The sequence below is a fragment of the Paenibacillus anseongensis genome (assembly GCF_009757995.1).
Classification (GTDB): Bacteria; Bacillota; Bacilli; order Paenibacillales; family NBRC-103111; genus Paenibacillus_E; species Paenibacillus_E chondroitinus.
In genome coordinates this window covers 60,061-75,137 of the sequence record NZ_WSEM01000039.1, presented here as the reverse complement: position 1 = coordinate 75,137, position 15,077 = coordinate 60,061, and the positions used below count along the sequence as shown (strand labels likewise).

Annotated in this window: 17 protein-coding genes; 14 read left to right on the top strand and 3 right to left on the bottom strand. The window is 42.8% G+C overall.

Translation table 11 applies throughout. The annotated features are described in order from the left end of the window. Positions 1–88 precede the first annotated feature (88 nt). From GON05_RS35580 to GON05_RS35545, 8 genes are all read left to right on the top strand, one after another. Positions 89–1,522, top strand: coding sequence for a DHA2 family efflux MFS transporter permease subunit (locus GON05_RS35580; protein ID WP_157326664.1), 1,434 nt, complete (start codon positions 89–91; stop codon positions 1,520–1,522). A gap of 101 nt (positions 1,523–1,623) precedes the next feature. Beyond that, the gene (locus GON05_RS35575; protein ID WP_157326222.1) at positions 1,624–2,337 is read left to right on the top strand and encodes a glycosyltransferase family 2 protein; all 714 of its coding nucleotides are present in this window, start codon (positions 1,624–1,626) and stop codon (positions 2,335–2,337) included. A 289-nt stretch (positions 2,338–2,626) separates the two neighbouring features. Beyond that, on the top strand, positions 2,627–3,985 hold the full coding sequence (locus GON05_RS35570; protein WP_181646454.1) for an ABC transporter substrate-binding protein: 1,359 nt from the start codon (positions 2,627–2,629) through the stop codon (positions 3,983–3,985). Positions 3,986–4,059: 74 nt separating this feature from the next. Then, the gene (locus GON05_RS35565) at positions 4,060–4,950 is read left to right on the top strand and encodes a carbohydrate ABC transporter permease (RefSeq protein WP_157326221.1); all 891 of its coding nucleotides are present in this window, start codon (positions 4,060–4,062) and stop codon (positions 4,948–4,950) included. 14 nt (positions 4,951–4,964) lie between these two features. Continuing rightward, complete coding sequence (locus GON05_RS35560; protein ID WP_157326220.1) at positions 4,965–5,792, top strand: carbohydrate ABC transporter permease; 828 nt, start codon at positions 4,965–4,967, stop codon at positions 5,790–5,792. 141 nt (positions 5,793–5,933) lie between these two features. Further along, positions 5,934–6,545 carry a class I SAM-dependent methyltransferase gene (locus tag GON05_RS35555; protein WP_157326219.1) on the top strand — a complete coding sequence of 204 codons (612 nt, stop codon included), beginning with the start codon at positions 5,934–5,936 and terminating at the stop codon, positions 6,543–6,545. Between the two features lie 28 nt (positions 6,546–6,573). Further along, entirely contained in the window at positions 6,574–7,149 is a 576-nt protein-coding gene (locus GON05_RS35550) for a histidine phosphatase family protein (RefSeq protein ID WP_157326218.1), read from the top strand. Positions 7,150–7,153: 4 nt separating this feature from the next. Then, the gene (locus tag GON05_RS35545) at positions 7,154–7,684 is read left to right on the top strand and encodes a GNAT family N-acetyltransferase (RefSeq protein ID WP_157326217.1); all 531 of its coding nucleotides are present in this window, start codon (positions 7,154–7,156) and stop codon (positions 7,682–7,684) included. 44 nt (positions 7,685–7,728) lie between these two features. On the opposite strand, the gene GON05_RS35540 is transcribed toward GON05_RS35545, so the two are convergent. Further along, complete coding sequence (locus GON05_RS35540) at positions 7,729–7,890, bottom strand: hypothetical protein (protein WP_157326216.1); 162 nt, start codon at positions 7,888–7,890, stop codon at positions 7,729–7,731. A gap of 147 nt (positions 7,891–8,037) precedes the next feature. Further along, positions 8,038–8,370 (bottom strand): nuclear transport factor 2 family protein, encoded by a 333-nt coding sequence (locus GON05_RS35535; protein ID WP_157326215.1) that lies wholly within the window; start codon positions 8,368–8,370, stop codon positions 8,038–8,040. A gap of 130 nt (positions 8,371–8,500) precedes the next feature. Here GON05_RS35535 and GON05_RS35530 point away from each other — a divergent pair, with 130 nt between their 5' ends. The 3 genes from GON05_RS35530 (at position 8,501) to GON05_RS35520 (ending at position 9,540) form a co-directional block, all read left to right on the top strand. Further along, complete coding sequence (locus GON05_RS35530) at positions 8,501–8,599, top strand: SRPBCC domain-containing protein (RefSeq protein ID WP_309491978.1); 99 nt, start codon at positions 8,501–8,503, stop codon at positions 8,597–8,599. A 97-nt stretch (positions 8,600–8,696) separates the two neighbouring features. Continuing rightward, positions 8,697–9,122 (top strand): MarR family winged helix-turn-helix transcriptional regulator, encoded by a 426-nt coding sequence (locus GON05_RS35525; protein ID WP_157326214.1) that lies wholly within the window; start codon positions 8,697–8,699, stop codon positions 9,120–9,122. A 73-nt stretch (positions 9,123–9,195) separates the two neighbouring features. Further along, on the top strand, positions 9,196–9,540 hold the full coding sequence (locus GON05_RS35520) for a DoxX family protein (protein ID WP_157326662.1): 345 nt from the start codon (positions 9,196–9,198) through the stop codon (positions 9,538–9,540). Between the two features lie 46 nt (positions 9,541–9,586). On the opposite strand, the gene GON05_RS35515 is transcribed toward GON05_RS35520, so the two are convergent. Further along, a complete protein-coding gene (locus tag GON05_RS35515) occupies positions 9,587–10,498 on the bottom strand; it encodes a haloalkane dehalogenase (protein ID WP_157326213.1) in 912 nt (303 codons plus the stop codon). 120 nt (positions 10,499–10,618) lie between these two features. On the opposite strand from GON05_RS35515, the gene GON05_RS35510 reads away from it, so the two are divergent. The 3 genes from GON05_RS35510 to GON05_RS35500 all read left to right on the top strand — a co-directional run bounded on the left by GON05_RS35510 (position 10,619) and on the right by GON05_RS35500 (position 15,042). Next, positions 10,619–11,584, top strand: a complete 966-nt coding sequence (locus GON05_RS35510; RefSeq protein ID WP_157326212.1) for a right-handed parallel beta-helix repeat-containing protein — start codon at positions 10,619–10,621, stop codon at positions 11,582–11,584. Positions 11,585–11,767: 183 nt separating this feature from the next. After that, a complete protein-coding gene (locus tag GON05_RS35505; RefSeq protein WP_181646453.1) occupies positions 11,768–13,312 on the top strand; it encodes a response regulator in 1,545 nt (514 codons plus the stop codon). Continuing rightward, the gene (locus tag GON05_RS35500) at positions 13,309–15,042 is read left to right on the top strand and encodes a sensor histidine kinase (protein WP_157326210.1); all 1,734 of its coding nucleotides are present in this window, start codon (positions 13,309–13,311) and stop codon (positions 15,040–15,042) included. The genes GON05_RS35505 and GON05_RS35500 overlap by 4 nt, the downstream gene beginning before the upstream one ends. The last annotated feature ends 35 nt before the right edge of the window (positions 15,043–15,077 follow it).

The window sequence follows — 15,077 nt, the reverse complement described above, 5'->3', positions numbered from 1 at the left end:
TAATTCGACAGACTGTTGTATTTTTAAGCGGACTATAAAGATAGAGAACTATTCAATTAGTTTTCAGGAGAGGGAAGTGAAGAAACAAATGAAGCAATATAATACTAAGGCTATTATGGCGTCGCTGCTGATCTGCGGTTTCGTAGGCATGTTCAGCGAGACGGCCCTCAACATAGCTATTAGTAACTTGATGGATGTGTTCCAGATTTCAGCTGCCACTGCCCAGTGGTTAACGACAGGGTTTTTGCTGACTCTAGGAATTCTGATGCCGATGACTGGTTTACTGCTGCAATGGTTTACAACAAGGCAGCTTTTCATTATGTCGCTCTCAAGCTCGATCGTTGGGACATTAATTGCTGCTCTAGCAGTCAATTTTGAAATGTTGATGGTCGCTCGTGTTCTTCAGGCAGCTGGCATGGGATTATTAATTCCACTCATGTTTAATACAATTTTGGTCGTTTATCCCCCGGAGAAGCGCGGCGCAGCAATGGGTTTCGTTGGCCTGGTCATCATGTTCGCACCGGCAACCGGCCCAACTGTGGCGGGACTTTTAATCGAGTATTTAACTTGGCACTACATCTTCTGGTTATCTCTTCCATTTTTAATTATTGGGCTCTTGATCGGTTTGAGAAACCTGGAAAATGTCACCGAGGTCACAAAACCGCGTATCGATCTAATTTCAATTATTTTATCATCCATAGGTTTCGGTGGCGTAGTGTTTGGCTTCAGTAAAGCAGGCGAAGGAGAGGGCGGCTGGACTAGCGCAATCGTATTAACATCGATCATAATCGGCCTAATCTCTCTGGTGTTGTTTGCGCTTCGCCAGACATCCATGCGTGAGCCGATGATGAACTTGCGCGTCTTCAAATACCCGATGTTTATTATCGGACTGCTTCTTGTGTTGTCCTGTATGATGATTATTTTATCAACGATGATTATTTTGCCGATGTATTTGCAAAATGGTATGAAATTATCCGCGTTTACGACAGGGCTCATGCTGCTTCCGGGTAGCGCGTTGAATGGTATCTTGTCTCCACGTATGGGGCGCTTATTCGATAAGTATGGACCTAAATGGCTTGTAGTTCCTGGTCTAGCTATTGTTGCTGTGATGTTATGGTTTTTCTCGAGTATCACAGTTGCTTCTTCCGTGGCGTTTATCGTCGTCTTGCATATCGGACTCATGGTTGGTATCTCCATGGTATGGATGCCGGCTCAGACGAACGGACTTAACCAACTTCCGCCGGAACTTTATCCGCACGGAACAGCGGTTATGAATACACTGCAACAGGTTGCAGGGGCGATTGGTACTGCAATTGCAATCAGCATCCTGACTAGCGGTATGGAGAAGTATCTAGACAGCTCTTCCAAGCCGAGTGAACCCCTCGAGGCTGCAAAAGCTATGATGCTTGGTTCCCAGAACGTGTTCATTTTCGCTATGATTGTAACACTTATCGGGTTAGCCGTAGCCTTCTTCATCCGCCGTGTCATCGTGAAACATGCGACGATGAATGCCATGCATTAAAATTAGTAAGAAGCTCGCTCAAGCGGGCTTCTTTTTTTTGTTTCACAAATAATGTTCCATAGACGTTTGTTGAATTATTGGTAGGAAAGGGGAGGAAACGAATGGGGAAAAACACGACGGCTGCAGGTGTTTCTATCATTACGTGTACCAATCGTCCACAATATTTCAATCACATTTTGCATAATTTTCAAAGACAACACGACTTGTTAAAAGAACTTATCATTATTATAAACAATGACCAAATGAATCTTGCCGATTATCGCCTTAGAGCGCGTAAAGTTGCCAACGTCCGCGTGTATCAAGTCAATGAGAAGACTTCGTTAGGACAGTGCCTCAATTGCGGAATCGCGAAATGCAAGTTCCCGTATATCGCCAAATTTGATGATGATGACTATTACTCAGCCTTTTATTTAAAAGAGCAATTGAAGGCACTGCGTTTGACGAAAAGTGACGTTGTTGGTAAGCACGCCTGCCTGGTTTATCTCGCGGCAGCTCACAAGCTGCTTATTAGATCGCCTCATGAGCGGAACAAAGAAGTTAACTTCGTGCAAGGAGCCACGATTTTGTTCCACAGACGTGTCCTTAAGAAGGTGCAGTTTCCTGACCGCTCGCTGGGGGAAGATGTTGCTTTTCTCAGAGCATGTAATCAACATGGTTTTAAAACTTTTGCAACGACACCTTTTAACTACGTGTACATCCGTCGTAAAAATAAACAAAGCCATACTTGGCGGGTGAAAGATGATTTTTATCTAAATGGCAGCCAGCTTCTCTCGTTGACGAGAAATTTCCGCTCGATCGCCAAACTGAAAGTATAAAAAAACCGCCGATAGGGGATCGGCGGTGCGGTAAGGGGGAGAGTCTACGTTTACCAATATATTCTTGGATCGATCATATGTCGTAGGTGTACTGCCTAATTTGGTTCCGACAAACAAAGTAAGTTAAAAAGAAGGAGTAAAGACCGTTCTTCTGAAAAATGTCCGCCAGAAAGTGGGCTTTTTGTACGTTATAAGGCGTAATCGTACCTTATGGTGACCTCATTTTTCCCCTACAATCAGTCATGTAAGCGCTACAATTATCTCGAATTTATTACTGGGGGTATTCTAAATGAGGGACTGGACGAAACTCAGCAGCATCGGACTTGCATCAATCATGGCCGTTTCACTTACAGCGTGTGGAACGGAAACGAAAAGTGACGCGGGCTCAAAAGCAACACCGGCAACATCAACAACTCCTGCCGCGGCAACTCCAGCTGCGCCTGCTGCAACAACGGCTGCAGCACCAGCCAATGCGCCTGTTAAGCTTAGCATTTATACCAATCATTTTGACGATGACACATCAAAGCCATATGATTACGCGGTTGCAGAGCTAAAGAAAGAGATGCCAAACATCGAAGTTACGCTAGTCCCTGGTCTGCAAGATAATGGACAGAAAATCAAAACGCAAATGGCAACCGGAGATTTGCCTGATATTATTGACACGAATTGGGATATCATGCAGATCGGCAGCAAGTCGAACAATATTCTGACGTTAGATGATGCTCCAGAAACGGCACAATTCAAGAAAGATTTGAACAAAGGCAACGAGGCGAAACTAATTGCACCAGATGGCCATGTGTATGGCTATCCGTATGCCGGCACTGAATTTATTATTTTGTACTATAATAAAAAGCTTTTTGCTGAAGCAGGCATAGAGGCGCCGATCAAAACGATCGATCAATTGAAGGATGCCGCTAAAAAATTCAATGCGAAGGGGATTATTCCGCTCGCGATCTTCTCCAAAGAGAAATGGATTGGCAACGCATTGTTGCAGGGCTTTATGACTCGCGAGGAATCGAAAGGTTACGGAGCCCTCAACGGCGCGGCAGAAACGCCGGAAGCTCTGAAACTGGCCGCCAAGCAAGTCGAAGAGCTGCAAAAGGCTGGCCTATTTGCTAAAAATGCGACGCAGACGAATTACGATCAAGCTTCTTCGCTCTTTTACCAAGGCAAGGCGGCCATGTTCATTAATGGTCAATGGGAAATTCCAAGCTCACAAAAAAACCTCGGAGACAATGTAGAGTTCATGAACTTCCCAGCGAAAGATGAAGCCACATACGAAAAGGCCAAGTTTGCCATGAATGGGGCAGGGGGCCCAGGAGGCTTCGCCGTTTCCGCCAAAACAAAAAACAAAGAAGCTGCAATTAAAGTAGCAGCATTCATGGCACGTAAATATGCAGAGTACAAGTATACGCAAGTGGGCACACCGATTGTCTCCATCAAGGTCGATAAGCCTATCACGGCGCAAGTGCCTGCCATGCTGTCTCGTCTTGGTAAAGAGGTGATCCCTAATATTACGAGCTTCGCAACCGTGCAGAATGATACAAATGTGAATCTCAGCATCGATGACAACTCGCAGAACTTGATTGTGGCAGGATTTACGGCGGATCAGTTCGTAACGAATCTCAATAAATCGCTGAAGAAATAAATCCTTTCAGTACCTGATGACTCACATCGACCTGTAAGTCGGTGTGAGTTTTTTTCAAGAAAGGGAGCATAGAGATGAAACAATACTTAGGAAACAAATGGGCTATTCTCATTTTTTTAACACCGGCAATTGTGCTCTATAGTGTCATTGTGTTTTATCCCATTCTTCAAACTGTTTATCGCAGTTTTTTTGAATGGGATGGGCTTAGCGAAGCGACTTTTATTGGCGTGCGAAATTATATCGACCTTAGTCAAGATTATTTATTGACGACATCGCTGCGAAACGGGTTTTTGTTCGCTCTGGTCCTAGTCATTTTCCAAATCGGTCTAGGTACATTGTTGGCGCTAATTTGCTCGGATACAACGGTGAAGGGACGCAAAATCCTTAAAACCGCCTATTTCATTCCCGTTGTATTGTCGGTCACGGTCGTGTGTCAACTATGGCTTTCTATGTATGACCCGGTTAACGGAATCATCAATAAATTGTTTCAAGCACTTGGGATCGCTTATCGGCAAGACTGGTTGAACTCACCGAGCGTCTCCATTATAGCAATTGCTTTCGTTAATGCTTGGCAGTATATGGGGTTTCAGTTTGCCTTGCTTTATGCCGGCGCGAAATCCGTTCCAGAACATTATACAGAGGCTGCTCGAATTGATGGCGCAGGTAAATGGAGAGCGCATTGGCACATCACGCTCCCATTAATGAAGGAGACGTTCAAGTTTTGCTTTATTATTGCGATTACAGCTGGGATAGGTGCTTATGTGCAAATGGCAATTATGACGAATGGCGGTCCAGGAACGACAAACTATACGATTACGTTCATGATCATTCGGAATGCCTTCTCGGGTAATCAATATGGGTATGCTTGTGCCATTTCGGTTTTGCTGATTGTGATTAGTCTGATCGCCACCATCATCATCAACAAAGTGTTTGATAGCAGAGAAACTGGATTGGAACAAGGGTAAAGGAGAGTCATCATATGAACAAAATCGTTGGAATCGTCCTGCAGTCCTTTTTATGGGCCTATTTCGTTATTTCCGTCTATCCGTTGATATGGATGGTTTCCTATTCGTTGAAAAACAATGATGAAATTTTCGTAACCAATCCTTTCGGACTACCAACGCACTTCCGATATGAAAATTATGTGAATGCGTGGAACAAATTCAGTGTCCCGACTTATATCACCAACAGTATGATTGTTTCAACGATTACAACGATAGGTGTTGTCTTGTTCGCCGTCATGTTTGCCTATGCGATTGCCAGGCTTCGGTGGAAATTCCGGGAAACCGTGCGAATCTACATGATTATCGGAATGTTTATTCCGATTCAAGTCATTATCATTCCCTTGGCGATTATCGTGAAAGATTTTCACTTGACGAATACTTACGGCGCTCTATTGATCCCTTACGTAGCGTTTGGACTGCCCTTTGCCTCGATGGTCTTTTACGGATTCCTGCGTGGGATCCCGCAAGAGTTGGAAGAATCGGCTTGTATGGATGGCGCTTCGATTTACCTCACTTTCTTTCGTATCATGCTGCCGATTCTCACTCCAGCCGTCGCCACCATCGTTATTCTGCAGTTTATGGGCACGTGGAATGAATTCTTTTTGGCATCGATTTTAATAACAAAAGAGGAATTAATGACTTTGCCGATAGGGCTCATCTATTTTCAAGGACTTCATGCGACCGACTGGGGTGGGATGGGGGCTGTCATGACGATCGCCAGTTTGCCGATGGTCGTATTATATTTGATTTTCACCGAACAAGTGGAAAGCGCATTGACAGTCAGTTCCGCTGTGAAGGGATGAATGGACGAAATAGTTAGGCTGCTGAGCGATAGCCCGGCGGCTTTTTGCATTAACTGGTAGAATTTAGGGAGGAATATTGAAACTTTATTAGATTTAAAGTGTCTAAACAGAGAGACTTGAGGAAGGGAGCGAAAGAAGCCAATGGATACGTATTGGAATCACAATACAGCATTTCATGAAGAGTTGGTGGACAACGCTAAAATTCATGGCGGTCGAGTACTCGACATCGGATGTGGGGACGGGTTATTACTTCAACGCCTCGCGCCCTTCGCTCAGCAGGTTGTCGGCATAGACCCCGATTCGAAATCATTCGAACGCGCACGGACGCGGCTTGCTGCAGTATCAAATGTAACACTCATAAACGGTGACTTCCTTACCATGCCAATCCCTTCTCATGAGGAACGCTTTTCTACTGTCATTTGTGTAGCAACTTTGCACCATATGGATTTAAGAAGCGCACTGGTGAAAATGAATCAAGTACTAGTGCCTGGCGGCCGGCTCCTCATCATTGGGTTAGCAGCAGATAAGTCAATGATCGATTTTATCATCGCAGGGCTGCTGCTTCTCCCAATCCGGATTATGGACCGAGCCCATGGCGGAATGCAGGGTCCAAATGTGCGAATTGCAGAACCCAAAGAATCAATTAAGGAGATTCGTCAAGCTGTAAACGAGATCCTTCCAGGGGCAATTGTCCGGCGCCGTTTCTATTACCGTTATCTACTTTCTTGGGTAAAACCAACGGACACCCATTAAGAATATTGTTAGGAGGTTATGGTTAGTTATGACTACATACATTTATTTTGTACGACATGGTATCGCACCATTTTCACATGAACTGGAACGGGCAGGAGGAGCAAGCCTTTCAGAACAAGGAATAGCAGATGCCATAAGAGTGGCCGAATTGTTAGGCAATGAAAATATAGATGTTTTAGTTTCGAGCTCCTATCATCGAGCAAAAGAAACAGTTACTCCATTGGCAGAGCTGCTAAAACAAGAAATTATCCAATACGATGAACTCATTGAAAGACCCATTGCGAGCTTAAATTATCCAATACCCGAAGAACAATTTCTACTTGGGATTGAAAAATCATTCACAGATATTGATTTTTGCATGCCTGAGGGCGAGACAACAAGACAAGCTCAAGAGCGAGCGATACCCGTTATACTGAAATTGCTATCTGACTATGCAGGTAAAAAAATTGTTATTGGGACACATGGGAATATTATGACCATCATATTGAAGTATTTTGACTCAAGTTATGGATTTGAATTTTGGAAGCAAACAAGCAAACCTGATATTTACAAACTTGAATTCGAAGACAAGAAATTAAGAAGTGTTGAGAGGTTATGGAGGTGAAGAGATGCGAAATTCAATTAGGCTAGTACAACCTTCGGCTGAGTATAAGGATGAATATATTTCGTTTTATGATGATTGGATAGCGAGTAGTGAAGATATTGTTCCATGGACTGTTGAAAAGGAGCCTTATGATTTCACCGCCATGCTGAATTTCCTATACTCACAAGATTCCGAAGAGAAGATAACGGACGGAAGTTTTGTGCCGCACTCTACCTATTGGCTATTAGATGATGAATCTGGAATGATTATTGGCGCTGCAAATCTGAGGCATAGACTGAATGAAAAACTGCTCAATAGCGGTGGGCATATTGGATATGGCATACGGCCGTCAGCAAGAAGAAAAGGGTATGCCACTCAGCTTTTGGCCTTAACATTAGAACGGATGAAAGAGATGGGCCTGAACAACGTACTTCTTGTTTGTGATAAGGGAAACGTGGCTTCTGAAAGAACCATCCTAAAAAACGGTGGTAAGTTTGAATCGGAATATGTAGAGGATCATGGAAATGTGGTTAGACGTTTCTGGATCCAGGTATGAAAAAGAGGCTGCCGGAACCAACGGCAGCCTCTTTCGCTAACTAGTTAAGCTTTCTTTATCGTGTAAAATCCATACTGTTCGATTTCATCTAAAGCTTTACGTCCAAAAGACTCAATGAGTTCATCAGCTCGGATTTTCGTTCCGCCAAGTGTAAGCCCGTCCCAACGTACAACTCTACCGTCTTTAACCAAGAAATAATCATCCATATTGTTGCCTCCCAAATGACATTTTGGAAATCTGTGTGTTAGCATGCGCAGAGTTCATCTGCCTATACGTATTTTACCATTATTTTGATTTCCACGCATCTTGAAAAGCAGGTCCTGCAGGCCCTTTGGAGATATCCGAACAGCAGCTTAATTCCGAAGAAACCAAACCTTAATAATCATATCATCCTTTATTTCATACATGGCCACAGCTTCCAAAATAGCGCCTTCTAATCTGCCGGTTATTTGCTCATGGTCGATGACATATTTGCCATGAATGATTCTTTTATCCACCGTTGCAAACATGTTCGGGAAGGTTTCAAACAATTTTTGATAACGCGCTCTCATTGCAGCCTGGCCTTCCATAGTAAGGGTGTCAGGAAAATCATAGATTTTCACATCTTCGCTATAGCAGCTCATAAATAAATCAATATTTTTATCGTTGTATGCCTGTAATTGTCTTTCTACAACCGAGTTTTCCATGTGTCTTTCCTCCAAAAAATAATGTTGATACAGAAGTATAGTATAAACAAATTAGCCGCATTGTAGAAGAGTAACAAGATACATATGCAATGGATGTCTTTACTCGTATTTGTTATGATTGAACTAATTAGTGAGTCAGATCGATGCTCCACGCGAACTGGTGTTTGATGCTTGGACGAACGAAGAGCAGCTGTCGAAATGGTGGGGGCCGAGAGCGGCAGTAGGGTAAAGTTTTAACTATGCCGCTGGATTTGACAAACAAACGGTTTTACGTTATTTTATATGCTATAGCATATATTAATTTGAGACAGAAGGGAGCGCATAGGATGGAGCTGAATCATCTCACTGGATTTCTCGTACATCGAACCGATCTAAAAATGACTAATTTTTTCACAAAAATACTGAAACAACACGAAGTAACACCGGAACAATGGGGAATACTCCTTGTACTCGATACGGAAAGGGCAACGAGCCAGAAAGAGCTTGCTGAAGCCATCGATCGAGATCAAACCACTGTTGTGAGGATGATATATTCACTGGAAAAGAAGGAAATCGTAAGAAGAATACAGAGTGATGTGGATAAACGATCTCACAACCTGTTCCTTAGTGAGAAAGGAATGAGTCTCAAAACGAAATTGATGCCGATTGTAAAGGCAGCTCACGATCATGTAACCAAATATCTGAGTAACGATGAGATTATACAGTTGCATGTAATACTTAGCAAACTATATTCAACCGTAAAAGATGAATGAGTGCCTTAGTACCTCAAATATATGCTATAGCATATAAAATCAATGATTTATAAACCGAAAGAGAGTGAAAACAATGATAATAGCTATTATTTTACAAGTTATTTTAGGTATTTTCTTCATGATAACAGGAACGAGAATCATTTCAGGTAAAATGGCTAAGGAATTTAGCCGGATTGGCCTTCCGTCCTTTTTTAATTTCGTAACAGGTTTTTTTGAAATCATAGGCTCAATAGGCATGATTATAGGGATATGGTATCCTATTGTAGCCCTATTATCCGGTTTACTATTAGGAGCGACGATGCTGGCCGCAGCCTTTTCTCTACTTGTGATGGCTCGTGATCCATTTACCAAGGCAATTCCAGCCATCATACTCTGTCTGCTGTCATTTGGAATTGCTTTATATCATTTCAACCTCTGAATGTGAAAATAAGTAAGAGGCTGCCATTAGCAACGGCAGCCTTTTTTCACGATTTGGAGGAAACCTCAGCATACCAACGCTGTAGTTCTTGGCCGATAGCATGCGGGTTCTCCTCCACTAAATGATGATATCCCTTGCCAATATCGAAGGTTGTGAAGTTTTGCAGATTTGCTTGGCACCAGCTAATTTGCGGTTCGCGTATGGTGCATCCTGGTGTGGCGTAAAACAGGATTTTCGGCATAGAGGCCTCAGTAAACCATTTGTTACGCAAAAGCACAGCTTGTACGACTTCATTAGGGCTGCCCTCGATAGGTATTTGGTTCGGAAACACCCACATTGGTTTTCTATTATCCTGATCCTTGAAGGGTTCGCGATACTGTTCATGTTCTTCCGGGGTCAAAGTCCGGTTGATGATGATCGTAGGCATACCTTCAACAAACACGCTCTTATCCCGCATCAGCGGCCATCCGAGCTCTGGATCGCGCAGTGTCTGGAAAAGCTCTTTCGCTTCAGCAGGCGTAAACACGGACCAATCCGCGCATGGATACAAGGCTTGCGGTTCAATCATCGCAACTGCCTTCACATTGCCCGAGTGATTAATAGCATACTGCAAGCCAATCGCCATTCCCCAATCGTGCCCGACGATTGTGAGATCAGCAAGACCTAGTTTTTCAATAAACTGGCTAATGTAGTCAGCATGCTCCAAGAAGGTATACCCGACATCTGATTTGTCGGATCTGCCCATCCCGATGAGATCGACCGCGATGCAGCGAGCGGAATTCGTTAGGTAGGGGATGATATTTCTCCACATGTAAGACCAAGTCGGGTTGCCATGCAAGAATAGGATAGGATTCCCCGATCCTTGATCGATATAATGCAAATGCTGACCATTTATCTCAAGAAAACGGGATTCAAAGGGATATTCTTTTCCAATTGGTGCAGTCTCATGATTAGACATACGATTACAACTCCCTTAATATTTATTGTTGAAATACTGGTCAAATGTTCCTTTCTAAGCAGCATCGTTTTGAATTTACTATAGAACAGATAGTTAATTCTTATCGATTGAGGTGATAGAATGGCGATCATTGAGGTATTTCCCAACAGTCAGACGGCCATTCAAGATGCGGTTACGATGGCGAATGAAGGCGACGTCCTATTGGTACATAGAGGCGTGTACCATGAAAGTGTACAGGTATCCAGTGTTAAAAACAACATTCGCATCATTTCCAAGCATAAACATGCTGCGATTTTAGATGGAAGGTGTATGCTGCTTGAAGCATTTGAGTTAAATGGTGTCGCTGGTGTCGAAATTTATGGTTTTAAAATGATAAACTATCTTTATCGCGGTATTCAGCTTCTTAACGCAAAATCAAATCATATCCTTAGCAACAAAATCAGTGATATAGATGGTGGCGTTAATCCGGTTGGTATCTTTATAAATAATTCAATAGGTAATTTAGTCATGAAGAATGTAGTTGAGAGAATTGCAAGCGCAGGATCAGGATCGGGAATTTATCTTCAATCGGTCACAGGCAACTGGGTGATTAAGAATAAGCTGAAGCACAATTCAGCCCAAGGTATAGAGGTCATAGATGGCAGCCATAATGCGATTGTCGGTAATCAGATCTCCCATAATAAGGGTGACGGAATTCTGGTGAGTCGGGTAGACAATAATCTCATATTTGATAATGAGATAACTAACAATGGAAATAACGGAGTAAATGCACAGAGTACAAATACAATTGTATTGGATAGCAAAATAAAAGGGAACCGCGAAAATGGCCTATTCATCGGATTTAATTATAACTTTGCCGGTTTCAATGAAATCAAAGAAAATAAGCAAAGTGGAATTCAAGTTTTCTCTGACTTTAACGATATTCAGAATAATAAGATTGAAAAAAATGAGGATAACGGCGTTTTAATCCATCAACCACATACTGCAAATTTAGTGTTCGAAAATCAATTTAAGCGCAATAGCCCAAATAACATAAAAGATGAAGGAGAAAACAATCATATAATCCAGAATACGATTAAGGAATAATTAGCATCATGGAGCTTGGAGCAAAACAGGTTGGCGCAGTGCTACGCGCGGCAGCCTGTTTCGTATGCAACAAATCATAAAAAAACACAGACGCATAAAAGTTATCACATGGCATGTAGGTTGCAATCCATGTATCATCTAAGTAACCGTTCATGGGTAAATCTGGATGCGGAGGGTGGTTGCGTGTACAAAGCATTGGTTGTTGACGACGAAAGAATTGAACGTGAAGGCATTAAATTTTTAATAGAAACGCTGGGGCTGTCTTTACTAACTGCCGAAGCGGAAAACGGTGTCAAAGCATGGGAGTACTTGCAAGCCCACGAAGTGGACATCCTGTTCACGGATATCCGCATGCCTTTTATGGATGGCCTGGCGCTTGCAGCAAAGGCCAAGAAGCTTCATCCCAAGCTTAAAGTTATAATTGTAAGCGCATTCGGCGATTTCGAATATGCCAAACAAGCTATTCAAATTCATGTTGTTCACTATTTGCTCAAGCCCGTTGAGGTAGCTGAGTTTCTGGAGGTTGTGACCCAGGTTGTCCGATTATGTGATGAAGATCGGGAGCAGAGGGAAAGAACACTTAAGCTTCAACAGGTGTACGAGATAGGAAACCGTTACGTACAGGAACAAACGCTGCTTAACTTATTGCAAGGTACCGCGTCTACGCGCAATGCCTTAGCGGGTGAGACGTTATTCGAATGGCTAGATGAACATGCAAGATATCGAGTGGTTCTAATGGATATGCGGAGAAAGTTTTTTGATTCTGTTAATCATGGATTCGAAGCCGAATTGAAATCAATGCTTCCCTGGGATTGTTTGTATGTAAACTTGAATGAATATCAAAGTGTGCTGTTCTTACATATTGAAAAAAGTTGGGATGATATCACGAGCTTAGAGTCGTATGGGTTACTGCTGCAAGAGTACCTGCTTGTAAAGTATCATGCTAATCATGTGCTTGTTTTCAGCAAATTACTTAACGGCTTTCAGATGCTTCCAACTGAATTTCAGGAGATGGAAAAAGCATTGGAACACAAATTTTTCCTGCCTGCAACAGCCATGATGTTTACCGAACAAGGCTGCACTCCACGGCAGGAAGAACCTGTGTATATTGAGCGTTTACTCGAGGAGATCTCAACTTACATGACCTATGGCGAAACTCTTTTGATTCGGAGTGGAATAGAACAAATGTTCGATGTGCTTCAAAACAGCAATAGCCTTTCCAACATTTATGTAAAATACATATGCTCGGAAATTGCAAAGAAATATATCCAGACGTATAAACGTGAATCCCATGCTTGCTTTCATAGGTTTGTCGAGCAAATCTATACGACACAAAACCTGGTTCAGCTGAAAGAATTGATGAACGACCTGATCGTTGAGCGGGAGAAGCCTGCTACAGAGTCCACCAGAAAGGTGATCGGTGAGGTTCTTAAGTTGATCCACCGCAATTATGGACAGGATATCGGCTTGGATTCTTTGGCGGAGAAGGCTTATTTGTCCCCAAGTTATTTGAGCCACCTGTTCAAGAAAGAGACCGGAGCAAGCCTTGTGAAATATATAACCTGCTACAGGTTGGAAAAGGCGGGTGAACTACTTCGGAGTACGACAAAGAAAATTTCAGATATTTCGCAAGAGGTGGGCTATACCAACTTCGCTTATTTCTGTTCCATATTCAAAAATTATTACGGGAAAACTCCCGCCAAGTATCGGGAAGGGGACACCGCATGAGTCGCTGGCTGGACGTGCTTAAGAATATGCGCTTCAAGCAAAAGCTGATTCTGTCGTACCTGGTTGTTAGCTTAATTCCACTGGCATTGCTTGGCGCTTATTCGTACAATCAATCCAAGCTTTTTCTCCAAAAACAAGCAATCCAAGGCTTGCAGAATACGGTTGGCACGTTAGCAAGAGGGATGAACGATAAGACGGAACAGGTTGAGCGGACCGTGGATTCCGTCGTTATGAATACAGGTTTGCAGCGTATTTTTGCTACGAATTATGCAAGCCTTACGACTCTTTCCGAGGATCTGAGAAACTATGTGAGTCCCTATTTTAGCATGATTAAAAATTTGAATACGGACATTCTGCAGCTCACCGTCTATACATCTGGCAAAATGCCCGAGTATGGTGAGTTTATTCTCTCGTTGGACCGGATTAAGGAAGGGAGTCCGTGGTATAAGGACATAGCCGAACAAAGGAAAACGGGTTGGTATCTTGAAAGCTCTGAGTTGGCCGTTTTCAGACCGTTTCCAACGATTCTGTACAATCAGATGTCCGGTATTCTGTACTTGAAGCTGAACAAGGATCGCTTTTTTGATTCGCTAACTACGACTACGATGACTACGGCACAGTCCGCACACGATGGACTATTTATCTCCGACCCAAATAATCATATTGTTTACTCCAACAACATTGAAGCTGCGGAAATTCAACGACAAATGCTGCAGGCTCCGTTAAAGAACAAGGATATGGTCGAAATCGATGGCCTTCGTTATATCCTGATACAGGAGCCACTTCGCCAAGCCAATTGGACGCTTCATTATTATATACCGGAACAGGACATATCCATGGATGCGACGAGTATTGTCAAAGCGACGATTGCACTCATTCTTACGTGTATGGTCATATTGGTTGCCCTTATTTCAGTATTTTCGCATACCATGATCAAGCGTATTTATCACCTGAATAAATGGATGAAGCAAGTGCAGTTCGGAAATTTGCAGATGGATATTCGAAGCGATAGCAGGGATGAAATAGGGGAATTAACAAATCGTTTCGGTATCATGCTACGCCGGATCAATGAGCTGGTGACAGAAGTATACCAAAACAAACTTATTCAGAAAGAAGCGGAGTTTAAAGCACTCCAGGCTCAAATTAATCCACATTTTTTATATAACACGTTGTCCGTCATTAACTGGAAATCATTGAAGATCGGGGCTACGGATATAAGCCATGTGGTCACGATGTTATCCCGCTTCTATCGGACTGCTTTAAACCGTGGTGAGAGTATGACTTCTCTGAAGGATGAACTGCAGAACACTCAGTCGTTTGTGGAAATTCAGCTGGTCATGCACGATTACAGCTTCAACGTCAGTTACCAAATAGATGAAGATGTCTATCAGTACGATACGGTGAATCTGTCGATCCAGCCGCTCGTTGAGAATGCAATCGTGCATGGGATCGACCAAAAGGAAGAAGGCGGAGGCAAGCTGACGATTAAGGCTATTGCTAAGCAGGATACGATTGACATACATGTAACAGACAACGGGCCTGGTATCGATAAGCAACGACTTGGTGAGATTTTGATTAAACAGTCCCAGGGATACGGATTAAAAAATGTGAATGAGCGCATTAAACTCGTGTTCGGGAAAGAGTATGGCATTGAAGTGATCAGTGAAATTGGGCAAGGAACGACGATGATCATGACGATTCCGAAATATAGAAACACAAAATCGCAATAAATCAATAATTTTCAAAAAAATGAGATAAATCAATG